The sequence below is a fragment of the Tindallia californiensis genome (assembly GCF_900107405.1).
Lineage (GTDB): Bacteria > Bacillota > Clostridia > Peptostreptococcales > Tindalliaceae > Tindallia > Tindallia californiensis.
Genome location: NZ_FNPV01000008.1, coordinates 57,097 through 82,639 on the forward strand (window position 1 = coordinate 57,097; position 25,543 = coordinate 82,639).

Sequence of the window (25,543 nt, forward strand, 5' to 3'; positions counted from 1 at the left end):
CCTCCTATTCTTTTATCAGTTGATTGGCAACGTCTTTCATGGCTTCAATAATCATTTCTTTAATCTCTTCTTTCGAAGCGCCTTCACCAGCCGACTGAACCTGACCACTGTTCTTTTCTAAAATAACCGATACGCCATCGAACAAGTTCGTCATCCGGCCAAGGAAAAGACTGCCTTTCCCAACGATCATGGCTTTGTTAAGATCGCCAGTTGTCAGGTCTTGTTGTGCAAAGCCTATATAAGGAACTCCGGAAGGAATATGACCCTGGGTAGGTGCCCAGCCTGGCATTCCATGGGTTGTTACGAAGTTCGGCAGTTCTTTTCGCTCTATTTCTCCTCGTTTAACGCCTAATGCGCCGATCATTTTATAATTTGCTTCCGGTACATCTCCGGCTCCTGCCGGCTTTGTAACGTCTGGGTTTTGCATTTCCACGGAGTATTTATCAATATCAGTAATTTTAAGTCCACCTTTTTCTAAAGGTGTGGTGATCAGACTGGTGATGACGGCTTGTGGCGATGATCCGGTTCCCACTGTATGTTTTCCGATAAGATCGGTTCTGATCAGTGGGTTAATTCCGTCATTCGCCGATACCAATACCGCGAAAGCACCTAAGACGTCTTCCAGCAAAGGCATGCCTTTTTTCACGTGGTCTTTCCCGTTCATGCCCAGCTTTGCTGTAGCACCGCCGGCAACAATCACTACATTTTCATAGACACCGGCTTTTACCAATGCCGCCGCTTCTATTAATGCATGGGTTGGTGCCGCACAAAAACCTCTAACATCGGACCCAGTTGCATTCACCGCACCTACGGATTCTGCAATGGCTTTGGCAAAGTTTCCGCCACCTCTTTGGTTCATGTCTCCGCAAGCTTCTTCCGAACATTCAATAACGTAATCAATAGTTGTAACATCAATATTGTTTTTATCGATTAGGTGCTTCATCGCTAGCATACCAGAAGCTTTTGATACCAGGTTTTCATAAATAATATGGGCTGTCAGGCTAAGGTCTACATCATGCGCTCTTTTTACGCAGCCTACCAATTCACCTTCATGATAGATCGGATCGGCATGATATTCATCAATATAGCGTTGAATATCGTTTTTTTCCTCACCTTGACCCATTTTTTCTACATCATCCTTAAAAAGAGGATGTGCTTCTAGTTTGGCTTTCGCTTGTTTCCAGAAGCTTTCTTCCAAGCTGACCAGATCAAACACATCAGCAATTTTCATTAATCCATAAAATTCATCCTGAGGCATGATTTCGCCTAAGGGACCAGTTCGTTCTGCCTCTGCTACCGGATTTTCGTACCAAGGTTTTGCAATATCCCGTAGTTTTTCTGGATGCAACGCTCCAATATAGGTCTGATTGGGCGCATAGGCTACTACTTCTTCAAAAGATCTTGTGCTTTCTTTTAATCCTTTTATATATTCAGAGTCTGGATTGGATGCCCTCTCTAAACTTTGGGTTGTTCCATGCCAATGCATAATATCTGGTGTATAAACCAAGGCATAGCCGGTACCTTTAATCACTGGAAAACTCAATAAAAACACCTCCAAAAGTGGTTAGGGTAAATACAGTTACAGGTTTTGATTTAAGCAAAGGGTGATGAACACGCCATCACCCTTCTCTTATTTAATACTTGCCGAATTGTTCTCGAATACTGCTCATTTCTTCAACAATTTCGTCCACGTCTAATACCATTTCCATCATGCCAATCTGTTCATCGTACACTTCTTCGTTGACCGCTTCCTTAAACTCCGGTTCAACAGCGTGATATACTGTGAGTCCTAACTGGACTCCTGCTAAAGGACCTGCAAAAGTGGGATCCCCATTGGTTACGGTTTCAGCGGCTAAGCCAGCAGATTCTGCTTCTGCTCCTCCAAGAAGAATAAGCATATTCTCCGCTCCGTGTTTTTCCGTAAGGGTTTGCACTCGATTTTGATTTTCCAGGTCCATAGCACCAGCAGCCGTTCAGACAAAGCATTCTGTGGAAGAGAATACTACTTCAGCTCCGGTACCTTTCAGGCATTCTTCGATTGCTGGTGCCGGAATGCCATCCCGATCTCCAATGATAATAACTTTTTTGCCATCTAAGATACTCATTAGAACCATCCTTTCTATTTTTTATTTATTGATGATCTGACAGGCACATGTTTGCCACACTTCAGATTACACCTATTTAACTTTAGCTTAACCTTTTTTTCCTGCCTTAAACATTTTCTGTAATCATTTTTTCAATATTACTCTTTGTAGCGTCATCTTTAGTCACTTCCGCTACTTTTTCGCCACTTTTATATAAGGTGATGGTAGGAAGTCCCAGCACTTTTTGCGAAATAGCCAGACGACGAGCTCCTGTTATATTAAGTTTTGTAAATTTCACTTTGTCACCATAGCTTTCAGCTAATGCTTCAATGTCTGGTAATAATGCTTTGCAAGGCTCGCAACCATCGCTCCAATAGTCTACCAGAACAAATCCTTCTGCGTCCAATACTTCTTCCTGAAATGTTTTTTTATCTAATTCCAGCATATCGACACCTCCTAATTATTTTTGCGTTTTCAGTCTTGTTAAGATTATTCAATAACCGTTTGTGTTTCAATATCCATTTTTAGAGAGTTCATGGCTTTTTCAACTAATCGTCTTCTAAGCATTTTTTCGTCTTTCGCCTCCAGCTTAGGATCGCCAAAAGGATGTGGGATTGCTACCGCCGGTATAATACGGTTTGCTCCTACGGTCATGGAGATCGGAACAACCGTGCATACATGTACAACCGGGATTCCGGTACGCTCAATTTCTTTTACCATCGTTGCGCCGCAACGAGTACAAGTACCTCATGTGGAGGTTAGCAGTACGGCATCAACACCAGCTTCCTTCATTTCTTTTCCTATGGCCATTCCAAAAGCTTTTGAGTTTCCTACAGAGGTCCCGTTTCCTACGGTGCTATAGAAGTATTCAAAAATGCTTCCAATAACCCCTTCCCGCTCCATATCTCTCAACACATCCAACGGAAGTACCCGATCCGGATCTTCATTGGCATAGATTGGGTCATAGCCACCGTGAGCTGTTTCATACATTTCTTCTGTAAGGTCGTCAATTCCTTCAATGGAGTATTTTCCAAATTTAGATGCACTGGAAGATTCTACTCGGTCTGGATTTGTTTTAGGAACAATTCCACCGGAAGTTACCATTGCAATTTTTAAGTGACTAAGATCTGCCAAGGCTCCTGCCGGAGGTACTCTGTCAAACTCTGGCATGGCATATTCTGTTTTGTACTCTTTTCCTTGAAGTTTTGAAATCAGCATGTTAACCGCACGTCTGGAGCCACGTTCTTCCATAAACAGATTCTTACGGATTCCTCTTTCGAGATAACCTTCTTCCGCCGGTAACCCTATTTCTTCACCATTCATCAGTTTGTTGGCCAGCTTAACCATAGCAGGAACGGCTTTTCTCATAGCGGCGGCAGAATTCCCGGTTTCAGTAATGTAAATACCCTTTTTAAATAGATCCGCACCTGGATTTTCTTTATACATTCCTGTTAATACCGGAATTTTTAGTTCTTCCTGCACTAACCAGGCAACAGTTGCGCAAGCAACTCCGTAACGGCCGGCATTAAAGGCAGGACCAGCAATAAACATGTCCGGCTCGTAAGGCTTAATCATTTCCAGTATTTTTTGCTTTGATGTTTCTGGATTCTCATTAAAGTAAGAATCTCCACATATAATGGTCGCTACAATTTCTGCATCCTCTCCAAAAGCTGTGTTAAATGCCATCCCAGGCCCTACTACGCCTTCTCTCAGCTCTGGTGGAATATCTGCTTTTTCTTCGCCACCAATTCCAGCAAAGAATTGATTCACATAATGAACAATTCGCTTTTTAGCCATTTCAACCTTCCTTTCTTTTTTTACCTCAGGTATTTATTCCTGCAGATTTTTTATCCTTTAGCTATTCTTTAGCTTATGATTTTCTTTAATAGGCAGCGGCTGACAGGTGTCCAAATCCTAATTCATTGGTGGCTCCTGTAATCGCCTGAATTTCTACTTCAATGGAACCGTCGTCTCTTAAACTTCCATCAAAGCCACCTGCAATAGAATCAACGTAAGCGGTCGTTCCGATCAGTCGGTTCATATCTGGCAGTACAATGGTTTCGTTGGCATTTCCATTTGTAACAACGGCGTTGGCTTTCGGGTCAGCATCTGCTAAAGATTGACTAGCTCCGTCCCGACCGGCATATTCATCTGTTACAATAACCGTTTTAATGCCTTTTTCTTCAATTTTTCGGCAGTTCATAATTAAGTCAGTATCTGGATTTCCGAAACCTTCTTGAGTAACAATGGCTCCGTCCAGCCCCATAAATTCACATAGTTTTGCGGTCCAGTTGGAAGAACGCTCTTTATCAGCCAAGGTAACATTTTCGTTGGTGATAATAACTCCCAGAAAGTTTATTGTTTTTCCGTGCTCTTCGTATAAGTCTTCGATTACCGGGTTATTCAAATGCACATAGGTTGGGTTTTTATCGCAAGCAGATACGCAGTTTCCACTAACAATGGCACCATCCATAATTTCTGTTGGATACATTACGGTTGGAACCAGCTTTTTTGCATCCACGCCGTAAACATAGGTATCATGCAGTAGTCCTTGAGTTTGCAACATATATACATAACCAACCCGAGGCAGGTCCGGATGTAGTTCGGCTGCTTCTCTAGGTGCCAGTGTTTCATAAGTTTTCACTTCATCTGGTTCTATATTTTTGATCACTTCACCTATAAAAGCGGCTGCTTTCAAGCCAATGGTTCTTAAAGCAGCTTCATGTTCGTGGGCTTTAATACCTGGTTTTGGCTCTGCTGTAATAACAATATTATGGGTTTTTGAGAAAGGTGTGTATTCTGCTCCAGGTCCAGACATATCAATAATGCCTTCCTGGAAACCAACTACCTTACCAGCTGTCACCACCGCTACATTTTTCATCGCATGGGTTCGTCCATTACCTACAGTGTGTACCTTCCCTAACATGCCAGGAAAGATAGAGCCATGTCCTTTTACTTTAACCCTTGGCTCAATCACGTCTTTTACCGGAGTAATACGTACAGATTCGCCTGGATGAGCTAAGTCTACCCGCATTTTCCATAGGTGTTCTTCGCCTCCAATAGCCTCCAGTAACTCTCTGTGGTCAACGACCAGAATGCGCCCGTCCACATGGGTTTTATCCCCAAACTGAACGTCTTCGATAAAGATTTTTCCTAACTCCAGCTTCATTTTTTTCTCTCCTTTCTTTTCTCTTCCTTCTACAAATTACATACAATGCTATCTGATAAAACATTTTTGCTTTTTTAGTCTGATGCTTTCCCTCTATTCTTTACTCTCTAATCTCATCCTGTTTTTCTTTGCTTCCCCGATCCATCACCGGCTTTATTAAATCCAGATCTATCAGTTGGAGATCCGGTAAATCTTCATCTCGATAGGTCCGCAATGAATTTAATTTCCCGTCCTTCCCCTTAAAGGAGTTCAGTAAGGAAAAGACCTGTTCCAAGGTTTGTAATGACGTCATATGAAGCGAATCAGCCCAGTCAGATATTACCACGGTGCGATAAGGAGTTTCATAGGGCTTAATGCTGCCTACCAGGGGATGGGATATGATCTGATGACCGGTATGAACCAGATCCCGTACTTTTCGCAACACAGCTTCGTAATCTCCTTCTACCCAAAGTAGGGGTATCAGACTTCCCTCCAACTCTTTTTTCACCATTGGATTATTAGTTACTACCATCCTATCACCGCCAGGGATAAATTATTTCATTCACGTGAAACGATTCATGATCACCAGTTCGAAAAAACAAAAAGAGCAAACAAGACACTGTCCTGTTTGCTCTGTATTGGTACCTGAGAGTTTCTCCCTGTTGATCAGCAATCTTCAACAAGACTTGCTCCTTCGGTGCTTTCGCTTTCCAGAGATCTGTCCGCATGCGGTCTTTTTGCCTGAGAAATTCACTAACGCTGTTCGGCGGTTAGCTTTTACCTTCGGCGGCCCATCATCGGACTCTCTCCCACATACATCATCCAGTATTTTTATGAAGTTATCAAGAAAGTTTCACACTGACATCGATCTTTGTAATCATTGTATAACGTTTTCCTATAAAAATCAATCTTTTTTTGATAATAAATTAACAAAATTTCAAAGTGCGCTATTCAGCCCCAGGCAAGCTTTGTCGCTCTTCCAACCGAATATCAGTAATCACAAACAGGATGCTTAGTTTCTGCTGCGATCTTGTCTGGATCTCTGCCATGACTACCAATGCTTGGACATAAGCATCCTCTTTTTTGAAAAACAAGAAGCCTAAAGGCGCCTGTTTTGAACCTTCCAATCAACACATTACAATTAGTAAGGAAAAAACGCTCATAATTTTGTGTAAAAGCACTAATGTCATTTTCTTTAGAGTATTGTGAAATAATGGTAAAATTAAGATGTAAGCAATCGAAAAATAGCAGTGTCAGAAGATGAATGCAACGTAATATTAAAAGGAGGTTTTTTAATGATAAGTAAGTTCAATTATTCAAAACCCCAGACAACGCAAGAAGCCATCGATTTTTTATCAGCTAATCCGGGGACTAAAATCTTGGCCGGCGGTACAGATCTTATGATATCGCTTCGAAGGAACGTAGAGATGGTGGATAACATTTTAGATGTCAAAGGAATTGAAGAACTTCATCGATTTGACTATAAAAATGGTGAAGGTCTTTATATCGGAGCCACTGTATTAGTCAATGAATTAGCTGAGTCTGATACTGTGATTGAAAAATATCCTGCACTTTCACAAGCTGCAGGCTCTTTAGCTTCCTATCAATTGAGAAACAGAGCAACCCTTGTGGGCAATATTTGCAATGCATCGCCTGGAGCAGATCTTTCATCCCCTCTTCTCACTTATCAGGCAACGGTTCATATTGAAGGACCTAATGGAAAAAGAGAGTTAGCACTGGAAAATTTCTTTACAGGAGTTAAAAAAACAGCATTAAAAGATAATGAAATTGTTTTAGGTGTATCTCTTCCGGATGTGGAACCAGGAGATATGAGTGAATTCAGAAGGCAAACGCGTGTGAAAGGCCATGATTTAGCAACCGTAGGCATTACAATAAGAAGAACCGCAGACAAAAGGACTTTCATTGCAATGGCAGCGGTTGCACCTACGCCTATTCGACTTAAAGAGGTAGAAAAAGAACTAATGAACATGGAATTTAGCAAAGAAACGGCTCAGTGGTTAAAAGCTGAGATTCAAAAGCATATTAAACCTATAAGCGATGTGCGTTCTTCTTTGGAATATCGATTATTAGCAGCAGGCGCACTAGCAAATAAAGCCATGATGGCGATGATTGAAAAGGGGGCTAAGTAATATGTGTAATGATTTTAAAAATAACAACCAGTGCTTTGAATATACAGATTCAGGACTGCCTAAAGTAGCTATAACGCTTACGGTAAATAAAGAAACAATAGAAAAAAATGTAGATCCTACGATGACCCTCTTGCAGTTTCTCCATAATGAGCTGAAACTTTTTGGTACAAAAGAAGGATGTGGAGAAGGAGAGTGTGGTGCTTGTTCAATTATGATGGATGGTAAAGTTGTAAATTCATGCCTGATACTGGCTGCAGAAGCAAACAATGCAGAAATTCTTACTGTCGAAGGCCTCGCTAAAGAGAATGAACTTTCGATATTGCAACAGGAGTTTATTACTCACGATGCATTGCAATGTGGGTTTTGCACTCCCGGAATGCTTATGTCCGCAAGAGCCTTATTAGACCGGAAAGATCATCCAACAGAGGAAGAAATCAAGGAAGCCATTGAGGGTAACTTCTGTCGTTGCACAGGATACTTACCCATCATAAATGCCATTCGTTCAGCTGCAAAACGGGAAAGAGAGGAGTTGAAATAATGAACAAACAACCATTAAGTCATATAGGGCAAGGCTATGACCGAAAAGAAGCTCAGGAAAAAGTAACTGGACAAGCGATCTATGTGCATGATATGGAAGTCCCCGGAATGCTTTATGCAAAAGCCCTGCTTTCCCCTAAGGCACATGCTAAAATCGTAAGCATCGATACTTCTAAAGCCAAAGCATTAAAAGGAGTAAAGGCAGTCGTTACTGGTGAAGACGCTCCCTATACAGTGGGTTTGTATATGGTCGACAAAAAGGTGATGGCAAGAGAAAAAGTGCGCTATCAGGGAGAAATCGTAGCGGCTGTTGTAGCTGAAAGTGAAGCGATCGCAGAAGAAGCCGTAACGCTGATCGATGTAGCCTATGAAGATTTGCCAATTGTTCATAATTTGGATGAAGCGTTAGAAGCAAAGGTATTAGTCCATGAAGAATTGCACACCTACGAACATATGAAAGGTGTATTCTTCCCTCAAAAGGGGAGTAATATCGCAAGCTGGAACAAGACCAAAAAAGGAGATATTAAAAAAGGCTTTGAAGCAGCCGATTATATTTTTGAAGATGAGTTCAACGTTCCGGCCGTAGCTCATGTTCCGATGGAAACACATGTCACCATTGCACAGGCAGATCCTTATTCAAACAAAGTTAAAATTTGGTCCTCTGCACAATCTCCATTCGCTGTGAGACAGTTATTAGCAAAATCCTTAGGGATTGCAAAAAGCGATGTGAATGTAGTGGTGCCCTATATAGGCGGTGGTTTTGGAGGAAAAGCAGGAGTACATCTTGAGCCTCTGGCCAGTGTCTTATCAAAAGCTGTAAAGGGACGACCTGTAAAACTTAAAATGACAAGAGAAGAAGAGTTTAACATTCTTCCTACACGAGCAGGGATGAGAGCAAGATTTAAAACAGGAATTAATAAGGACGGTAAAATCGTAGCGATGGAAGTGTATCATGATTGGGATAGCGGAGCCTATGCGGATTATGGTGTGAATGTAGGTAAAACAGCCGTTTACTCAGGAGCAGGTCCTTACGAAATACCTAATATAGAATTGCATTCCAGAACGATTTATACAAATAAAGTCTTCAGTACCGCCTATAGAGGTTTTGGACATTTAGAAACCCACTGGGCAGCCGAAAGACATATGGATATAATGGCTCAGAAGTTAGGGATTGATCCTTATGAACTTCGAATGAAAAACCTGCTTCGACCAGGCAGTACCACTATAAGCGGAGAACTTGTATATCCCACTACAGGTGATCCTATCGCTTGCCTGGATGCCGTCAAGAAAGAATTAGGCTGGACTGGAAGAAAAACAGAAGAAGAAAAACAAAGAGAGTTCAAAACAGGAAAAGTAAGAGGAAAAGGCTTTGCAATGCTTCAAAAGGCTCCAGCAATGCCAAGCTATACATCTACATCCGCCATTATGCAAATGGATGAAGATGGCCATATAAAAATAATGATTGGTGCCGTTGATATGGGTCAGGGTGCTAATACGATTATGGCACAAGTTGCCGCAGAAGAACTTAAAATTCCAATCGAAAATGTTGAAGTTGTATGGAATGTAGAGACGGATAAACATCCTTACGACTGGAATACCGTAGCATCCAAGTATACTTTCATGGGTGGAAATGCCGTAAGAAAAGCCGCTAAAAAAATGATTGAGCAAATGAAAGAAGTTGCTGGCCAAGTCCTTCGTTGTCACCCAGATGAACTTACACACGGTGATGGATATATTTATCATGTTCATCAAACACATAGAAAGCTTTCCTATATCGACTTATCAATGGGATACTCTTATGAAAACGGAAATGGAATAGGCGGGCCTTTAATCGCCCATGGTACCTATATGGCAAGCGGACTTAGCAATCCAGACCCTGAAACTGGACAAGGAAGGCCTGGGCTTGTATGGACCTTCGGCGCTCACGGAATCGATCTTGAGGTGGATGTCGAAACCGGAGATATAACAATATTAAAGATCGTTTCGGCCTTTGATATCGGCAAGGTTATTAATAAAAAATTGGTGGATGGGCAGGTGCTTGGTGGTATTGTTCAAGGAATTGGATCAGCTCTTATTGAAGGATATAAGTTTGATGAAGATGCCCGACTCTTAAACCCTTACTTCGGAGATAACCGTATCCCTTCAGCAAAAGATATTCCGTTGGAAATGGTGCCAATTTATATTGAAGAACCTGAAACAGCACAAGTAGATGGGCCTTATGGCGCCAGAGGCATTGGAGAGCATCCAATGATTTCGGTTCCTTCCGCAATCGGAAATGCACTTTACGAAGCATTAGGCATTAATTTCACAAAGCTTCCGTTAACGCCGGAAAATGTGGCATTGGCAATCAATGAATCAACAAAATAAGGAAAATCTTAACGATGCACTGGCGGTCATCATCCTGGCCGCCGGATATTCCAGCAGGATGAAAGCGTTTAAGCCTTTGCTTCCCTTCGGTTCAGTGACTGTTATTGAATATATCATTCAGACATTTTTGGATGCGGGAATCGATCATATTTATGTTGTAGCAGGTTTCAGAAAAGATGAATTAGAAGTGATCCTAAAGAAATATCCCGTAAATATTGTCATTAACCATCATTACGACCAAGGAATGTATTCTTCGATAAAAGAAGGTGTGCGGGGCCTCCAAAAAAATTATAAGGGTTTTTTACTGCATCCCGTAGATATTCCATTGGTAAAAGTAAGCACGATAAAAGAGATAGTAACATCGTATAGAGCAACGAAAAAAGGGATTGTTTATCCTTCTTATCAAATGAAGAAAGGGCATCCACCTGTTATTTCATCAAAATACATTGCCGATCTTTTGAGTTTTGATGGCACGGGAGGCTTAAAAGCTTTTTTGAAAAAATACGATGATACCGATGGGCATTTTGTGAACGTAGAGGATGAAGGAATCCTCCTAGATATGGATTATTATAAGGAATACGAAGTCCTCAAAAAACAAAAGCCAATATAAAAAATGTTGTGTGTGATAAGGGTCAGCCCTGGATCACGCACAACATTTTTTTATGTTATATTCCTTATTATGATACTTCTTATTTTACCAGCTGTCTTTTATATTAAATGAGCTGTGCACCCCAATTCGACAAAGTTTCATAGCCGGTACCCGAACAGTTAGCTCAGACCAGGCTGACCCGCAGCACACGAAAGGGATCACTTACCGCTGCTTCCTTCCGGACCTGACGGGGTTCATGAACTTCCGTTGAGCGGGACCCAGTCGTCATAACCACTTATCCGAGTCTGCACCACAAAGACAATGCCTCCAAAGGGAATTCGACCCTGCTATAGCGGTTTGCAGGTTACAGGGCACCGCTACCTCCCCATCTAGCACAGCAACTTTTATAACAATATGATAATGGCGGAGAGAGCGGGACTCGAACCCGCGGGGCCGTTAAGCCTTACGCGCTTTCCAGGCGCGCTCCTTAGCCACTCGGTCACCTCTCCATGTAGCGGCATGCTTGCAATCTTTTTATAGCCGCACATTATATTATAATGAAAGTTTTCCTCTTTGGCAAGTGTTTTTTTCAAATTTGCCAAAGCATCTTACCCCTTATCCCAGCAATGCTGCGCCAATGGCTCCTGTATACTGAGCCATTGGCGATACTTCTACTCTTTTATTAAGCTTTTCCTGGATGGCTTGTTGCAGATACTGGTTTATTGCCAACCCTCCTGAAAAAAAGACGGTTTCCTCTATGCCTATGCGTTGTGCCTGAGTGGAAATACGACCTGCCACAGAATTCAACAGTCCGGAGGCAATGCTTTCTTTTGAAGCACCCGCCGCCATCATTCCAATAATTTCTGATTCTGCAAAAACGGTACACATACTGTTTATCTGAACCGGCTCATCTAATAGAGCCATTTTCTCCAGATCGTTGACATCCACTTCCAGGCGAGTCGCCATCACATGTAAGAACTGTCCGGTACCGGCAGCACATTTATCATTCATCATAAAATCAATCACATTGCCTGCATCATCCATCCGTATTACTTTACTGTCCTGACCACCTATATCGATAACGGTTCTGCTGCTTGGATAAAGGTGAAACGCGCCTTTAGCGTGGCAGGTTATTTCAGTTACTTTACGAGTAGCAAAGGGCAGGGTTTTTCGCCCATAACCTGTAGTCACTACAGATGCTATTTCAGATTCATCGAAAGAATGGTTTCTTTTCAGTGTTTCCATTAATCTATTTCCTGTTTCCTTCGGACTCCATCCTGTCGGCACACGCTGATGGACGATTATGTTTTCATCTTTCATCACAACAGCTTTGGTAACCGTTGATCCTATATCTATACCAATACGAATCACGTTGATCCTCCTTAGCAAAAAGCTAAAAACTAGTTTTTCTCAGCTGTTTCTAAAAATGCTTCAATACGAAGTTTTAACTGACCTGTATCTGACTGGGAATAATCTGTTTCAATCTGTAAAAAAGGTAAATTCAGCTCTTCTTTTACAAACTCTCTGACGAAATAGGATTCTATGTTATAAGTATGACAGGCTTGCCAGGTAAGATCAAGTACTCCGTCCACCTGGTATTCTTCCGCCATCCTTTTGATGAGATCTAACCGTCCCTGATTGTTGTACATGCAGGAGCAGGGAGTGGATAAATATTTTTCTGCCAAAGCTTCGATAGGATCTTTGGTTTCATCTACCATAACATCCAACCCTTTATAGCCGGTACAGTTTTCTAGGGCTACTACTTTCCCGCCACTTTCTTCAATAATCTGAATCACTTTCTCTGACCCTATCCCAACAGGAACGCCTGTCAGTAAAATCCGTGGTCCTTCTACGCCGTCTGTCAGTTTAGAAAGATTGGACTCTACTTCTTCCAACAAGTCTTCCATTAAGCGAATCCCTTCTTCTTTTTCAATGTTAAATCCTTTAATCCATTGAGCTTTCATCATATCCAGCCCTGTCATCGGTGCTGGCTTCCTGGCATTGATCTGGTGGACTTTTTTCATAACTTCTCTTTCCCGGTTAGCCAGTTTGATGGCTTCTCTTAGGCTTTCATTGGTGATTTCTATCTGAAATTGATCTTCTAAATGTTCCTTAAATCGAATCATTTCCTTTTTCCACAGTTCCAGGTTTTCTTCTCCGTCAGCGCTCTGTGGTAAGTTCATAAGATGCATCGGTTTTATTTTGCCCATCAATTCATACATTTTTTTCTTTCCATCACAGGTTGTTTCCGCTAGCAAGGTATCGGCAAAGTAAAAGAACGGGCATTTGTCAGTAATAGCAAAACCATAGCTAGATTTAATCAAAGGGCATAAATTTCTTGGTAATTCCTGTTCCGCTGCTTCGATAGGATCATTGCTGGTTCCGCATAAAGATACAGGAATGGCTCCCGCTGCCATGGCAATTTCCTGAGGTGAAAACACACAGTACATGCCTACAATTTTTTGTCCTGCTTCGCTGGCTTCTTTCACCTTTACCGAGTTTATTCCTCTTAGATCTTCAATCTTTTCCATGGTTTGTGGTCTTTCCATTTTCAATCATCTCCTTTTCTTTTTTAGAAACCAATTAATTTTTCCCTATCTTCAGCATCGCTATCTACAGGATGATGGTAAGGCTTTATCAGAAGCTAAAAGTCTTGACTGTTAGCTTGTTCTTTTTCCGAGAGCATAAGTTCCCAAGTCTTTTGCCTTCCTTTGAGGCCACTCGCTACATAAACCCCTGCCCACAGAACTTTTTTTTCGGTGAACTTCTCTATCACTTTATCAACGGTTACCAGTTCCAGCTCCGTACATCGTAATGAAAGACCACAACTAGCACTGATATCCCTAGGTGTGGGAATCATTTCCATCTTCCACTCCTGCTCTTTCGCTAGTCGCTCTGCTGCGATGGCATGATGTGTGGAATGAAATGCTACCAGCCACTCTTTTTTCAAAATCATCACCCTTTCTTTCGCTATAAAAAAAACTGTCGAAAGTGTTCACCACCCGACAGTCATTCTATCATTATTAAAATCTCCAGTATAATAGATATTCTTTATCTATTTTTGATTTCCCATTCATTTCTTTTATCCAATAACTAACATTGCTAAGCATTTTTAGGAAATCTTTAGGCATTCTTTTGATTGATAATGGCTGTTTCCTTCTGCATCCGTCTTTTTTCTCGAAGCTCTTGAAAAAAAGCTTTCATCGCTTCGCTGCAAGCCTCTTCTAAAACTCCTGTTGTCAGTTGAACCTGATGATTAAATCGATGATCCTGTAAAATATTCATCAAAGAACCGGCGGCACCGGCCTTCGGATCCATAGCACCAATCACTACCTTATCAATGCGACTTTGCAAAATTGCTCCAGCACACATTGGACAAGGTTCAATCGTTACATATAGGGTAGTATCTGTCAGCCGCCATCCACCAACTTTTTGGCAAGCTTTCTGGATCGCAATCAGTTCTGCATGAGCCGTTGCATCCTTGCCTGTTTCTCTCTGGTTATGAGCACTGGCAATTACTACTCCTTTCCTGACAATGACAGCACCTATCGGTACTTCTCCTATTGCGGCTGCTTTTTTCGCCTCCCGAAGAGCTAACTGCATATATATTTCATCTGTCGTTTGATGCGTCATTGTGATTCCCCTTTTATTTTTTCTTTTAGCCGCCTTTTTGAGGCTATTTTTTTCTGTGTTTCCGCTGATACCAGTTATACAGATGTGGTGCCAGCGCCATTATCAATAGGGCGCCATAGACCAACAAGGTTTGTGGTGACAAGTAGTCATCTAAGTTTTCCCCCAGGTAGGTGTATAAAATGCCTTTTGGCAGCATCCCCAAAAACGTACCTGTCATAAACCTCTTGTATTTTACCCGCGTTAGGCCAGATGCCACACTAATAGAATCAAAAGGCATCCCCGGCGTGACCCGTATGGAAAAAATTTTAGGTACCAAATCTTTTTCCGTTATTCGATAAAGCATTTCAATATGTTTTTGCTGAACCATCCGCCGAAACAGTCGATGAAACCGGCTGGCGCAAAAGTAAATAATGCTGGTTGATCCAATCATTCCCAACAAAGCCCAAAAACTGCCTTCCAAGGTTCCAAAAGCCAATCCACCCGTTACAAAGAAAAAAGAAACCGGAATGAAAAGTAGTGGTCGAAAGATTCCTAGCACAAGAAAGACAAGCCTCCCCCATAACCCATAGGTTAGCACCAGTTCTTGTATTTCTTCCACATCAAAACCTAAAAGCCAGGCTCTCCGACTTTCTGTCATTGTAATAAATAAAATCATCATACCAAGGAATGTGATGATCAGCAAATACTTTTTTATTTTCAAACCGGACAGCTCCTTTCCGGTGTAGTCTATGGGTTTTTCAAGAGATTCTATAAAACTTCGGATTGTGATTGAATCGTTATTCTGTTTATTCACTTATTCCAGCAGGCATAAACAGGATTCTTATCAAAAGCAAGTCGACATAATTTCAAAAAAGTGAGAATAAAGGCGGATTTTTCGCTTCTCTTTAATATTTTATGTGCATTCTAATTGTCAACATGTTAAAATAAATGTGTTAACTTACTTTACCGTACTATTCTTGGAGGGATCTGTTAATTATGAAAAAAGGCTGTTTTGCTGTTTTTTTGCTTGTATTGCTTCTTTTCGGAGGTGCTCTGATTGGTGGTATCTTTTTAGCTCCTTCATTACTGGCCGAAACCACTCATGATGAAAGTGTTATCTTAATCATAGAAGAAGGCGACAGCCTTCATCGGGTATCAGAAATATTAAAAGACGAAGGGGTTATCCGAAGTGCCAGGTGGTTTCGCCGAGAAGGTCAGGCCGCTGGTGTTGACCGGAATATCCGACCCGGTGAATACGAAATTATACCTGAAAGCCAGTTTGAAGACATCTTCACTTTGATTCAGACCGGACAACAACGGGAACAAATTCGCATTACTTTCCCAGAAGGATATACTCTTTATCAGATGGGCGGACGACTAGAAGAACACGGAATAGCTTCTCAAGAAGCTTTTTTAGAAGCAACGAATGCCTATTTCCAAGACCAGGATTTTTCTTTCGATACAGCACCGCTTTATTTTCCAATGGAAGGCTATTTATTTCCCGACACTTATTTTTTTGAAACCGACACCACTGCCAGTCAGGTAGTTTCGGTTATGGCTCGACAGATGGAAAAAGTGCTGGAAGACTACAGGGATTTGGCAAAAGAAAATAATCTTACCCTCCATGAATTACTTACCATTGCTTCTTTAATTGAAAAAGAAGCTTTTGGAGACCATGAGCGAGATACTATTGCTGGTGTCATCTACAACCGATTAGAAATTGATATGTTGTTGCAATTTTGCTCTTCCGTCCTTTATGGCTTAGATGATGGTCAAGAATTGGCCACTCGTTTGCTTTATCGGGATTTAGAGGTCATGCATCCTTTCAATACCTATCAGTATAAAGGCTTGCCACCAGGGCCCATTGCCAATCCGGGCAGAGCTTCTATCCAGGCAGCTTTAAATCCGGAAAGTCATGATTATCTTTACTTTGTTGTGGGGAATGGCGGTCATAATTTCAGCCGTGATTATCAGGATCATACGCAAAATGTTGAGGCTTATCGAAGCCAGCGAACCCTAGAACAGTAATGACAACTCATAAAGATAAACCGTAAGGATCAGGAAGTAAAAAAGAAGCCTTACACATTATTTTTTTTAAGACAAAAAACTTTTTATATTCTGTCTCGTAGAGAGACATGTATATAGCAGTAAAAATAGCAGTAAAAAAAAGAAAAGGAGTGTTTATTGCATGAAGAAAACCCTACTCATCTTGTCGCTGGTAGCGATGATGCTGGTAACTATGATTCCTGTATCAGCTGAAACAACTCCAGGGCAGGACTACTGGAATGAAATGAAGAAACTTTACGAGGAATGGCAGGCCATGGAAAGTGAAGCGGTTCTCCAATTAGAACTGAACTTTCCTGGTGAGATGGAACAAACTTTTTCCATCCATGTAACTAGCCAGTCTGACATGGATGAATTTGACAGTTATCTGCTAATCGAAGTAACGTCAGATGATCTTGAGATGGAAATTCCTACTATTGAAATGTACACCGAAGGTACTAACTTCTACCTGAATCAGGAGTTTGTTTTATTCTTAGCGGAATTGGCTGAGATGTCAGAAGAAGTTGCTTTTGAAGAAGATTTCATCCTTATCGAAAACAGTCAAACAGACCTGCAGCTGGATTCCAGCTTTTTGGTGCAGATTCTGGAAGTTCTCGAAACCATGGAATTTGATTTTGATCTGAACATGACCCTTGAAGATGATGCGTATCACCTGGAACTGGATGCTGACGATATCATCGATCTGTTGGACGCTTATCTGATGTTTGTCATCACTAATATGGATGAATTATCCACGTTAATGGGAATGCCACAGGAAGAAGTGGAACTGACAGAAGAAGAGTTAAAAGAAGTACTGGCAATGTACGAAATGTTTGTACGACCAATGTTGAAAGAAGCAAAAGACTATATCGCAGGGAGTACGTATAAGCAAATCACTACTTTTGAGGAAGATTCTTACCAGGAAGTAGCTACTTTTCATCTTAAAACACCAGAAGGTGAAATGAAGTTATCAATGGATACAACCGCTACTCGATTAGATAAAGCTGATTTCCAACTTCCAACCTCTTTTAAGGTTGTTACGGAAGATGATATTGCCATGATGATGCTAGGCGGTATAGAGCATGAAGTAACTAGCGAAGTAGTCGTTGTGGCTGTTTTTGAAGTAGATACGGATATGGTTTACCAGTTTGATGAGTATGATTTCTCTGAACAAGAAGCTAACATCACCATTTCTACGGATGGACGTTCTTATATTCCAACAGATCTTGCTGCAGAATTATTTGATTTAGAGCCAACTCCTGCCGAAGAAGTAATGACCATTAAATCGCTGGAAGATTATGGTTATACTGTGGACTGGGACGAAGCTTCCAGAAGCATTATTGTATCTTTGGAAACTATTTATTAAAAAACCTTTATCATCATTATGAAATGTCGAAGAGCCATTCCTGCCAACAGGAATGGCTCTTCTTTTGCCTATAACCAGATAAAAGGATTGGCTATTTTTTCTTTTTTGACGTTACCAGGAGACCACCGGCGCCCATTAGGCTCATTGCCAACATCATCCCCATATTAACCGCACTTCCACCATCGGTTTGTGGTAATGCTACAGGTGCTGGTGCTGCCTCCTCCTGAACAACTGGCGTTGGTTCCGGAGCTGGTGCTGGTGTAGGCTCTGGAGCTGGTGCCGGTTCCGGAGCCGGAGTTGGTGCCGGAGCTGCATCGGCTACGGCTACCGGTGCAGAAAACAGTCCAAAAAGGCTAAAATCTTCTACTTCTGCCCAAACTTGCCCATTAACTAAACGTGAAGGTAATTGATCCCATTGACCAGTGCCTTCATTAAATCGATATAATGCCAACGTTTCCATATCAACGTCTTCGTCAACTTCCGGTAGGTCCAACTTAATCGTTGCCTGTACACCGGCTAACTCTTCGCTACGCTCAATCTTTAAGAACGCACCTAGGCTGTTAAGATTTTCTGGAATCTCTTCCTCTGTATCCGCCATACGGTCTAACTGAACGCTACCCACGCCTCCATCTGGAAGCACTAATTCCAATTCAACGCCTACATTTCTAAAGTCCACAGTAGACGGAATCCCAGGCTCCAGTTCAACAGCTCTTTCATTGGCTGCTAATTCAACTACTGGTTCCGGCTCTGGCTCCGGTTCTGGTTCTGGAGCCGGTTCTGGTTCCGGTTCCGGCTCTGGATCGATTTCCGGAAGGGCTTCAATATAAAAAGTGCCACTATCCATCGCTTCTCCATCAATAACCAAGGTTAAATCATATTCGCCAGATTCCCATCCTCTTGTGTTAATAAGAAGTTCATCAGCATACTCAATGTTTCCATTTCGGGATATCATTTCTGTTCTTAACGTTTCTACTCGTTGGCCGTCCAACTCGTAGTAAACTTCTAATGCACTGGTCAATCCATCCGGTATATCCGCATCATAACTAATTGTAAAATCCGCGGTTCCGTTATCATAGACACCTTGAAGCTGAACCAGTAATAAGTAGTCCTTTACACTTGAAGCAAATACAGATGGCCCCATCACCATGCTTAGCATTACCAAAAGGGCTAATGTCAACACAAAAATTCTCTTTGCTCTTTTTTTCATCTTGCTGCCTCCTTTTTCATTGGTATCATTCGCTTCTCTTTCGCTTCATGTTATCAACCTGAAGCATCACTCCTTTCTCATTGGCCAACATCTTTACTCCTGAAATTCATTATTGACCCACTGCCCTTCTCTTGTCTGGCCATTTGCATAGGTTAAAACGCCATGTCCATGCTGAAATCCATCCCGCCACTCTCCATTGTAGCTATCTCCATTGGCCCAGGTGTAAATCCCCTGACCATGACGCATATCATCTTTATATTCACCAGTATACTCGGCTCCATTGGGCCATACTTCCGTCCCTCGACCATTTCTCCGATTGTTGATCCATTCCCCTGCATAACGCACATTGTTCGCTGAAACATATACTCCATAACCTTCACGATTCCCATAAGCCCATTCGCCATCGTAGACATCACCGTCAGCACCGTTCAGCACTCCCTGCCCATGGGGCAGTCCATTATGCCACTCACCTTCATAAACTTCGCCGTCCGGACCTTCCCAGACTCCAAATCCCTCCGGTAAATCATTATGGTGCTCACCGGTATAGGTGCCATTCTGATATTCAAAGCTTCCTTCTGACAATTGATCCGGAATGGCGTCCGGTGTCTGATCCTCTTCCACTAAATCCGGGTCCAAGTTATCAGCTAATGCCTCTCCGGTTTCTACTGTCGTCTCCGAGTCATTGGCAACGGCAGTTCCGCCGTCATCGCCATCTCTACTCATAACAAAGCCAACAACGATAAGCAGCACAGCGACAGCACCAGCCACTGCCAGGTAAATCGGTTTAACCGGAGAGGCCTTGGCCTTCCCTGAGAATACTTCTCCGGTAGGTGGCGGCATCGGTGCCGAAGCCCCTGAAGTTTTTACAGGCTTTTCTGGTTCGTAAGATACCGGCCTATCTGATAGAAGCGCCTGCTGAAATTCTTCCACAGACTGAAAGCGGTCTGATGCTCTTACGGCCATGGCTTTTAAAATAGCACTTTCCTGAGCAGGCGTTATTTCCACTCCCAAATGTGAAGGAGGTGCCAAGGTATCCTCTTCCAACCGATCCAAGGACTCCGGTGGCATCTGAGCGCAAAGCACCCGATAAATCATGGCTCCTACCGCATAAATATCTGTCCAGGGGCCTTGAATACCTTTGCTCCGATACTGTTCCTCCGGGGTATATCCGGGCTTTAGAACAATGGATAAGCTTCTGCCCTTTTCCCCGATCGCCTGCCTGGCAGCCCCGAAATCAATCAGAATAACTTGCCCCTTACTCGTAATAAAAACATTATCCGGACTGATATCCCGGTGCAAAATACCAACCTGATGAACTTCTTTGAGTGCATCTAATACTGGCATCACAATTCCTATGGTTTTATCGACAGGTAATCGGTTATCGTTACTCTGAACATACTCTTTCAGGGTAATGCCTTCGATATAACTCATGACAATATACGCAGTGCCATTAGCTCTGAAAAAATCCCGGACAGAAACAATGTTGGGATGACCCTCGAACTGGGCCAAGGTTTGTGCTTCTAGTAGAAATTTTTCCAGCCCATACTCATATTGGTCACTCAGTCCCATCGTATATACCGAAACCTGACTATCCCCCAACGCCCGACTGGCAAGATCCTGGGGCATATATTCCTTGACAGCTAATTTTAGTTTCAGGTTAATATCCCATCCCAGATAGGTGACACCAAATCCGCCTTGACCCAAGGCCTTTCCAATCAGGTATTTATCATTCAGCATGGTTCCCGGCTGCAGATGCATATGGGACTCATTGCCAGTTCCATGAATCCATCCACATACAGGACAGGTATCTTCCTCTGTTCGTTTCGCCATACAGCCCAGGCATACTTCATCGGCTGACATTGACATCACCTTCCTATCTTCACATGTCGTTTCTTATTACTTCTTATCCTTTTCAAGAGTGGGTCATCTTCCATTTTCTAAAATTCTATTTCAAACAGCTCTGATTCTTTCACTAAATAGAACCGGTCTCCACTTTTAACGGCCACTTTTTCACCATGCGGAAAAGCTTCTCCTGTTTCGGACCAATAGGTTCCATTGGCTGAAAGGTCTGTGATCCATCCATTTCCTTTTTCCGGATCAAATTCTATTTTTAAGTGTTGGCGGCTTATTTCTTCCCGATGTGCCGGGTATACCACATGAGCCATACTGGCATCCCGACCAATAATAAGCTGATTTTCGGCCAACTCTATCCCCTGCCCTTCAAATTCTCCTAACAAACCCCAAATCACAGCCCTTCCAGGAATTTTTTCTTCTTCTAAGGCCAGAGGTGCCTGCTTTGTTGATTCTGATCCATCATATTCCTGTGGCTCTCTTTTAGGCTGTCTTTTCATTTCTCCGGAAGAACTTTTCCGAAAAATCAAAATCATCCCTGCTAAGACGGCCAGCAATGCAATCCCTATCATAATCGTTATTCTATTATCACCATTTTCATCCCCTTGTCCACTGGATGCCGAAGCTTCTTCTATCGCCTCTTCCCCCTCCTCTGGCGGATCTTCCAATGGTGGATCTTCCGTTGTTGCATTTTCTCCTGCAACAAGAAGGTCTCCTTCCGGCGCTTCTGCACCATCTACCAAAATTAACAAATAATCAAAAATCATTTCATCCTGATCGGATCGGATAATGATTCTAGCGGCTCCTTCCCGATGAGCTTCCACAATGCCTTCTTTGGTAACCGTTGCTACCGATGGTTCTGTCGATTCAAACCACACAGCCTGATTCGTAGCGTCTGCCGGAACGATTTCATATAATAAGTTTTTTTTCTCTCCTGAGTTGATATGGACTGTCTCTTCCTCAAAAACAACGGCTTCTGTTAACACAATTACCTCGATGGTAATGCTGGCGCTTTGATTTCCATCCTGACTCTCGGCCTGAAGTTTGGTTTTTCCAGCTTCCATGGCTTCTACCTGAATTTGATGCCAGGATCCAAAACCATGACTATCTCGATCAATAATCCGGACAACGTCCTCATCGTCACTGCTCCAGCGCAGGTTTTTATTGGTTGCATCTGACGGGTGAAGGGTTACCGTCAATGCTTCCTTAGTGCCTCTTACCAATTCCATATCTGACTGATCAATATTTATTCCCGTAACCGGCACCACTACTCTGATCGTAGTTTTTGCTGAATGACCTTCCGGAGTATGAACCGATACCGTTGTTGTGCCGGCACTTACTGCCTTTATTCTTGCCTGCAAAGGGTTATCAGATGACGGACTTACCGTTGCAACTCCAGGGTTTTCCACCCGCCACTGGATACCCTCCCGTCCAGCCTCTTCCGGCGAAAGATTTGCCGTCATTTCTATTGACGACCCTCTGTGAATGGTTATATCACTTCGATTTAATGAAATACCTGTAGCTGGTAACTGTCCCTGAACCTCCAAAGTCAGTACCAGTGTCAGCAGGTAAATCAACACCACCAGTCCGGTTATTTTTTTTGTCTTCATTGGGTATCATTCCTCCGTCCAGCGCTTATCTTCGTCATCCCACCATATAAATCAGAATGACGAGGGTTACCAACAATAAAATAACCCCTCCCATCATCATCAATCTTTTTGAGGCTGTATTAGTATTTTCCAGAAAAGCGGCTTGTTGTCCGACAGGAGTGGAAGACAAAGCCTTTTCATATTCTTGTAAAGTGTGAAGAACTTCTCCTCTTTCCGATAACAAATGCTTCCCATTAAAATAGAAAGTAGTATGGCTAATTTTAATGTAGGTGGATTCCTTTAGAAGCGTTGCTCCTTTCACCGGGTTCCCATCCATAAAAGTCCCATGAGTGCTTCCCAGATCCTGCAAATACCACTGTCCATTTTCTAAGGTGAGTCGTGCATGATGCCGAGAAATGGTTTCCTCCTGTATGACAATATCATTATCTGCTGATCTTCCAATATTAATCACATTGCTATTTTTCATCCCCTGATACACAGGAGTTTGTACCGGCTGATAAGGAGTATTGACACGTTGCTGAGCTATCGTTGTCTGTTGCTGAAATTCCGGAGGCGGTGGTGGTGGCGGCGAAGGCAATGATGATGGTGCAGAATCCACTTCAACGGATGACGAAGGAGCCGGTTCAGCTTCCGGCACCGCTCTCGGTGCGTCACTCAGCAAGGCATTCTGAAAATCTACGATATGCTGAAATCGTTCTTCTACCTGCACAGCCAAGGCCTTTTCCAATGCTTGTCGCTGCTGCGGCGTTGTTTGCTGATAGATCCAATCCGGCCATGGAACCTGCTCATAATCCATCCGATCAAGGGCGTCCGGTAACATCTGCCCTGTTATGGTCTGGTAAAAAGTGGCAGCTGCCGCATAAATATCCGTCCAGGCACCTTGGTTCCCGCTTTGTCGGTATTGTTCCGGCGGAGCATAGCCCGGCTTTAGAATAATAGAATAATTTCTTTTCTGCTGGGTCATGGCATGACGAGCGGCACCAAAGTCCAGAATCATTACCCGCGCACCTAAACTAAGAAAAATATTATCCGGGCTGATATCACGATGCAAAAGACCAGCTTCATGGACTGTCTTCAAAGCGTCCAACACCGGCATCATGATTTGTTGAGCTTCATGGAAGGCTAAAGGGTGACCTTTTTCTTTCAGATAATCATTTAAAGCAATCCCCTGTATATAGTTCATCACCAAGTAAGCACTTTGCTTTTCCTTAAAAAAATCCTGAACAGAAACAATATTAGGATGTTCTTCAAATTTGGCTAAGGTTCTGCCTTCTTCGAGAAATTTTTCCATCCCGTAATCATATTGTTCCTGCATTTCTCTATCATGAACCAGAATGTCATACGTGTCTTGATCCCGTCTTACCAAATCTCTCGGAAAAAACTCTTTAATGGCCAGCTTTCGATCCAAGTACATATCATGGGCAAGATAAGTGATGCCAAAACCACCCTGACCTAGTGCTCTTCCCAACAGGTATTTTCGATTCAACACCGTACCCGGTGGTAGGTGCATATGAGAAGAAGCTTCGGAGCCTTCTTCCCACCCACAGTTTTCGCAGATGGATTCTTCTGTCTTTTTTTCCATGCACCCCATGCAGCGTTCATTGGCTTTCATTTGTCATCACCTGCTTTCTTCCCGTCTTTTCTCTTCATTGATATTTTTTCTTTTTTCCTTATTCTTTCTTCTCTTCTTTCTTCCAGGTAAATGCTTCACCACAGAAAGGAACAAACAGAAGCTTTGTTTCGCCCAGTTCAATTACATCATAAGGGTTGAGTACCATTGGCATTACCAGCTCTTCATCATTAATGTACACCAAACCTCTTCCGTCACCAGGATAAAGTCTAAACCGATGATCTTTCGGATTATAACTCACAATGGTATGATTTTCCCGAGAGATGGTTTCATCCCCTTCAATGCAGATGTCCATGCTGGGATCCCGTCCTACAAAATTCTTCTCAGCTACAATTCGATAATCTCGGCCTCGGTCTCCTCCTTCAATGCATACAAACCATCCAACCACAGGATCAATGCCCATTTTTTTGTGGAAAACCCCCATGGTACGCCCTTCTTCCGCTGGTCTGGGCGCAGCGTTTTGCTTCCGTGCTGCCGGTGTTGATCTTTTTGCCATGGTTTTTTGAATATCTATGTCCAGACTCTGAACTCCGCAGTAAGGGCATCCGCTATGATTATTAGAATCATAATAATGACCATTCTGGCATCTGGTTAGTTTACTCATCTTTAACGCCTCCTATTTTACGGTCAGTGCAATCGCCGTATAATTATCCTGATCCTTAGGTGCTCGCTCTCTGATTCTGCCTTCCATTATTTCCAACCATTCCTGAGGATCATTACTGTTGCGAAAGCTTTCTTCCATTTCTCCTTCTTCCAGATATTCCCAAAAGCCATCGGTACAGAGCAACAGTGCATCTCTTCGCTCCAGTTCTACTGGCTTTTCTAAAATCTGCCACTTCATCGACTCGCTTCCATCCATGACGGCTGTTAAACGGTTCCTATCTTCATGGTGCCGTATCTCTGACGGATCAATTTCTCCAATATCCGCCAGTTTTTGTGGCAGGCTATGATCTTTCGTACAGGAAATCATCTTTCCACCCCGGAAATGATATAGCCTGGAATCTCCGATATGTCCCCATATTCCACGCTGATGATTGCCTGCCCATATGACCAAGGTTGTTTTCATGCCGGCCAAATGTGGTTCGTACACCTGCCCTTCAGCCAGTCTCTTATTAGCCTTAATAAAGTATCGATGCAGTCCTTCGGCTGAACAGTCCGGATAATCACCAAAATCTTCCAGCACTGACTGTACAGCAGTCCGGGAGGCTTTTTCGCCTCCCCGATGTCCTCCCAGTCCATCAGCTAATACGGCACATAACAGTCCCTCTTTGGTATAACATCCACAATAATCTTCGTTGCGTTTGCGTCCTCCTGTTTTAGAAATCGTGGCATGTAGTATTTTCATGACG

Annotated in this window: 23 protein-coding genes, 1 tRNA gene, 1 other RNA gene and 2 riboswitches; of the genes, 6 read left to right on the forward strand and 19 right to left on the reverse strand. The window is 42.7% G+C overall.

All coding sequences use genetic code 11. The features are described from left to right. Nucleotides 1-4: 4 nt before the first annotated feature. From grdC to BLV55_RS11445, 6 genes are all read right to left on the reverse strand, one after another. Nucleotides 5-1,543: a glycine/sarcosine/betaine reductase complex component C subunit beta gene (gene grdC, locus BLV55_RS11420; protein WP_093314541.1), complete on the reverse strand. Its 1,539-nt coding sequence runs from the start codon at nt 1,541-1,543 to the stop codon at nt 5-7. A gap of 91 nt (nt 1,544-1,634) precedes the next feature. After that, complete coding sequence (grdA, locus tag BLV55_RS11425; protein WP_093314543.1) at nt 1,635-2,105, reverse strand: glycine/sarcosine/betaine reductase complex selenoprotein A; 471 nt, start codon at nt 2,103-2,105, stop codon at nt 1,635-1,637. A gap of 106 nt (nt 2,106-2,211) precedes the next feature. Then, nucleotides 2,212-2,529 (reverse strand): thioredoxin TrxA, encoded by a 318-nt coding sequence (gene trxA, locus BLV55_RS11430; RefSeq protein ID WP_093314545.1) that lies wholly within the window; start codon nt 2,527-2,529, stop codon nt 2,212-2,214. A 44-nt stretch (nt 2,530-2,573) separates the two neighbouring features. Beyond that, nucleotides 2,574-3,881, reverse strand: coding sequence for a glycine reductase complex selenoprotein B (gene grdB, locus BLV55_RS11435; protein ID WP_093314547.1), 1,308 nt, complete (start codon nt 3,879-3,881; stop codon nt 2,574-2,576). An 85-nt stretch (nt 3,882-3,966) separates the two neighbouring features. Beyond that, nucleotides 3,967-5,253: a glycine/sarcosine/betaine reductase component B subunit gene (locus tag BLV55_RS11440; RefSeq protein ID WP_093314549.1), complete on the reverse strand. Its 1,287-nt coding sequence runs from the start codon at nt 5,251-5,253 to the stop codon at nt 3,967-3,969. A gap of 100 nt (nt 5,254-5,353) precedes the next feature. Continuing rightward, nucleotides 5,354-5,764, reverse strand: coding sequence for a GrdX family protein (locus tag BLV55_RS11445; RefSeq protein ID WP_093314551.1), 411 nt, complete (start codon nt 5,762-5,764; stop codon nt 5,354-5,356). A 99-nt stretch (nt 5,765-5,863) separates the two neighbouring features. Continuing rightward, a riboswitch (glycine riboswitch) is annotated at nt 5,864-5,948 on the reverse strand. 3 nt (nt 5,949-5,951) lie between these two features. Then, nucleotides 5,952-6,054: riboswitch (glycine riboswitch) on the reverse strand. A 473-nt stretch (nt 6,055-6,527) separates the two neighbouring features. Here BLV55_RS11445 and BLV55_RS11455 point away from each other — a divergent pair. From BLV55_RS11455 to BLV55_RS11470, 4 genes are read left to right on the forward strand one after another with little or no spacing between them, the layout of a single operon-like run. Continuing rightward, the gene (locus BLV55_RS11455) at nt 6,528-7,382 is read left to right on the forward strand and encodes an FAD binding domain-containing protein (protein ID WP_093314555.1); all 855 of its coding nucleotides are present in this window, start codon (nt 6,528-6,530) and stop codon (nt 7,380-7,382) included. A gap of 1 nt (nt 7,383) precedes the next feature. Next, nucleotides 7,384-7,920 (forward strand): (2Fe-2S)-binding protein, encoded by a 537-nt coding sequence (locus BLV55_RS11460; protein WP_093314557.1) that lies wholly within the window; start codon nt 7,384-7,386, stop codon nt 7,918-7,920. Continuing rightward, the gene (locus BLV55_RS11465) at nt 7,920-10,286 is read left to right on the forward strand and encodes a xanthine dehydrogenase family protein molybdopterin-binding subunit (RefSeq protein WP_093314559.1); all 2,367 of its coding nucleotides are present in this window, start codon (nt 7,920-7,922) and stop codon (nt 10,284-10,286) included. Before BLV55_RS11460 ends, BLV55_RS11465 begins: the two co-directional genes overlap by 1 nt. Then, nucleotides 10,270-10,896 (forward strand): nucleotidyltransferase family protein, encoded by a 627-nt coding sequence (locus tag BLV55_RS11470; RefSeq protein ID WP_176968394.1) that lies wholly within the window; start codon nt 10,270-10,272, stop codon nt 10,894-10,896. The genes BLV55_RS11465 and BLV55_RS11470 overlap by 17 nt, the downstream gene beginning before the upstream one ends. Nucleotides 10,897-11,008: 112 nt before the next feature. On the opposite strand, the gene ffs is transcribed toward BLV55_RS11470, so the two are convergent. From ffs to BLV55_RS11505, 7 genes are all read right to left on the reverse strand, one after another. After that, nucleotides 11,009-11,273: signal recognition particle sRNA large type (ffs, locus tag BLV55_RS11475), an RNA gene on the reverse strand. 23 nt (nt 11,274-11,296) lie between these two features. Further along, nucleotides 11,297-11,384, reverse strand: a tRNA-Ser gene (locus tag BLV55_RS11480). 106 nt (nt 11,385-11,490) lie between these two features. Continuing rightward, nucleotides 11,491-12,246 (reverse strand): acyl-CoA dehydratase activase, encoded by a 756-nt coding sequence (locus BLV55_RS11485; RefSeq protein WP_093314563.1) that lies wholly within the window; start codon nt 12,244-12,246, stop codon nt 11,491-11,493. A gap of 29 nt (nt 12,247-12,275) precedes the next feature. Next, on the reverse strand, nt 12,276-13,424 hold the full coding sequence (locus BLV55_RS11490) for a double-cubane-cluster-containing anaerobic reductase (protein ID WP_093314565.1): 1,149 nt from the start codon (nt 13,422-13,424) through the stop codon (nt 12,276-12,278). A gap of 95 nt (nt 13,425-13,519) precedes the next feature. Further along, nucleotides 13,520-13,825: a putative Se/S carrier protein gene (locus BLV55_RS11495; RefSeq protein ID WP_176968395.1), complete on the reverse strand. Its 306-nt coding sequence runs from the start codon at nt 13,823-13,825 to the stop codon at nt 13,520-13,522. 173 nt (nt 13,826-13,998) lie between these two features. Further along, nucleotides 13,999-14,508, reverse strand: coding sequence for a tRNA adenosine(34) deaminase TadA (gene tadA / locus BLV55_RS11500; RefSeq protein ID WP_093314569.1), 510 nt, complete (start codon nt 14,506-14,508; stop codon nt 13,999-14,001). A 43-nt stretch (nt 14,509-14,551) separates the two neighbouring features. Continuing rightward, nucleotides 14,552-15,208, reverse strand: coding sequence for a TVP38/TMEM64 family protein (locus BLV55_RS11505; RefSeq protein ID WP_093314571.1), 657 nt, complete (start codon nt 15,206-15,208; stop codon nt 14,552-14,554). Nucleotides 15,209-15,483: 275 nt separating this feature from the next. On the opposite strand from BLV55_RS11505, the gene mltG reads away from it, so the two are divergent. Further along, complete coding sequence (gene mltG / locus BLV55_RS11510) at nt 15,484-16,515, forward strand: endolytic transglycosylase MltG (RefSeq protein WP_093314573.1); 1,032 nt, start codon at nt 15,484-15,486, stop codon at nt 16,513-16,515. Nucleotides 16,516-16,675: 160 nt separating this feature from the next. Next, a complete protein-coding gene (locus tag BLV55_RS11515) occupies nt 16,676-17,896 on the forward strand; it encodes a hypothetical protein (RefSeq protein ID WP_093314575.1) in 1,221 nt (406 codons plus the stop codon). Between the two features lie 91 nt (nt 17,897-17,987). On the opposite strand, the gene BLV55_RS11520 is transcribed toward BLV55_RS11515, so the two are convergent. The 6 genes from BLV55_RS11520 to BLV55_RS11545 all read right to left on the reverse strand — a co-directional run bounded on the left by BLV55_RS11520 (nt 17,988) and on the right by BLV55_RS11545 (nt 25,539). After that, entirely contained in the window at nt 17,988-19,103 is a 1,116-nt protein-coding gene (locus BLV55_RS11520) for an LPXTG cell wall anchor domain-containing protein (RefSeq protein ID WP_093314577.1), read from the reverse strand. 93 nt (nt 19,104-19,196) lie between these two features. Continuing rightward, nucleotides 19,197-20,963, reverse strand: coding sequence for a serine/threonine-protein kinase (locus tag BLV55_RS11525; protein ID WP_176968396.1), 1,767 nt, complete (start codon nt 20,961-20,963; stop codon nt 19,197-19,199). 77 nt (nt 20,964-21,040) lie between these two features. Then, nucleotides 21,041-22,564 carry an Ig-like domain-containing protein gene (locus BLV55_RS11530; protein ID WP_093314581.1) on the reverse strand — a complete coding sequence of 508 codons (1,524 nt, stop codon included), beginning with the start codon at nt 22,562-22,564 and terminating at the stop codon, nt 21,041-21,043. Nucleotides 22,565-22,598: 34 nt separating this feature from the next. Further along, nucleotides 22,599-24,176, reverse strand: coding sequence for an FHA domain-containing serine/threonine-protein kinase (locus tag BLV55_RS11535; protein WP_093314583.1), 1,578 nt, complete (start codon nt 24,174-24,176; stop codon nt 22,599-22,601). A gap of 58 nt (nt 24,177-24,234) precedes the next feature. Continuing rightward, the gene (locus BLV55_RS11540) at nt 24,235-24,798 is read right to left on the reverse strand and encodes an FHA domain-containing protein (protein WP_093314585.1); all 564 of its coding nucleotides are present in this window, start codon (nt 24,796-24,798) and stop codon (nt 24,235-24,237) included. Between the two features lie 12 nt (nt 24,799-24,810). Then, the gene (locus BLV55_RS11545) at nt 24,811-25,539 is read right to left on the reverse strand and encodes a PP2C family protein-serine/threonine phosphatase (protein ID WP_093314587.1); all 729 of its coding nucleotides are present in this window, start codon (nt 25,537-25,539) and stop codon (nt 24,811-24,813) included. Between the last annotated feature and the right edge of the window lie 4 nt (nt 25,540-25,543).

Bases quoted from the DNA above. Each gene is read 5' to 3' on its own strand.
- trxA (WP_093314545.1), bottom strand. From the start codon at position 2,529: ATGCTGGAATTAGATAAAAAAACATTTCAGGAAGAAGTATTGGACGCA.
- BLV55_RS11440 (WP_093314549.1), bottom strand. From the start codon at position 5,253: ATGAAGCTGGAGTTAGGAAAAATCTTTATCGAAGACGTTCAGTTTGGG.
- BLV55_RS11445 (WP_093314551.1), bottom strand. From the start codon at position 5,764: ATGGTAGTAACTAATAATCCAATGGTGAAAAAAGAGTTGGAGGGAAGT.
- BLV55_RS11455 (WP_093314555.1), top strand. From the start codon at position 6,528: ATGATAAGTAAGTTCAATTATTCAAAACCCCAGACAACGCAAGAAGCC.
- BLV55_RS11460 (WP_093314557.1), top strand. From the start codon at position 7,384: ATGTGTAATGATTTTAAAAATAACAACCAGTGCTTTGAATATACAGAT.
- BLV55_RS11465 (WP_093314559.1), top strand. From the start codon at position 7,920: ATGAACAAACAACCATTAAGTCATATAGGGCAAGGCTATGACCGAAAA.
- BLV55_RS11470 (WP_176968394.1), top strand. From the start codon at position 10,270: ATGAATCAACAAAATAAGGAAAATCTTAACGATGCACTGGCGGTCATC.
- BLV55_RS11490 (WP_093314565.1), bottom strand. From the start codon at position 13,424: ATGGAAAGACCACAAACCATGGAAAAGATTGAAGATCTAAGAGGAATA.
- tadA (WP_093314569.1), bottom strand. From the start codon at position 14,508: ATGACGCATCAAACGACAGATGAAATATATATGCAGTTAGCTCTTCGG.
- mltG (WP_093314573.1), top strand. From the start codon at position 15,484: ATGAAAAAAGGCTGTTTTGCTGTTTTTTTGCTTGTATTGCTTCTTTTC.
- BLV55_RS11515 (WP_093314575.1), top strand. From the start codon at position 16,676: ATGAAGAAAACCCTACTCATCTTGTCGCTGGTAGCGATGATGCTGGTA.
- BLV55_RS11520 (WP_093314577.1), bottom strand. From the start codon at position 19,103: ATGAAAAAAAGAGCAAAGAGAATTTTTGTGTTGACATTAGCCCTTTTG.
- BLV55_RS11525 (WP_176968396.1), bottom strand. From the start codon at position 20,963: ATGTCAGCCGATGAAGTATGCCTGGGCTGTATGGCGAAACGAACAGAG.
- BLV55_RS11530 (WP_093314581.1), bottom strand. From the start codon at position 22,564: ATGAAGACAAAAAAAATAACCGGACTGGTGGTGTTGATTTACCTGCTG.
- BLV55_RS11535 (WP_093314583.1), bottom strand. From the start codon at position 24,176: ATGAAAGCCAATGAACGCTGCATGGGGTGCATGGAAAAAAAGACAGAA.
- BLV55_RS11540 (WP_093314585.1), bottom strand. From the start codon at position 24,798: ATGAGTAAACTAACCAGATGCCAGAATGGTCATTATTATGATTCTAAT.
- BLV55_RS11545 (WP_093314587.1), bottom strand. From the start codon at position 25,539: ATGAAAATACTACATGCCACGATTTCTAAAACAGGAGGACGCAAACGC.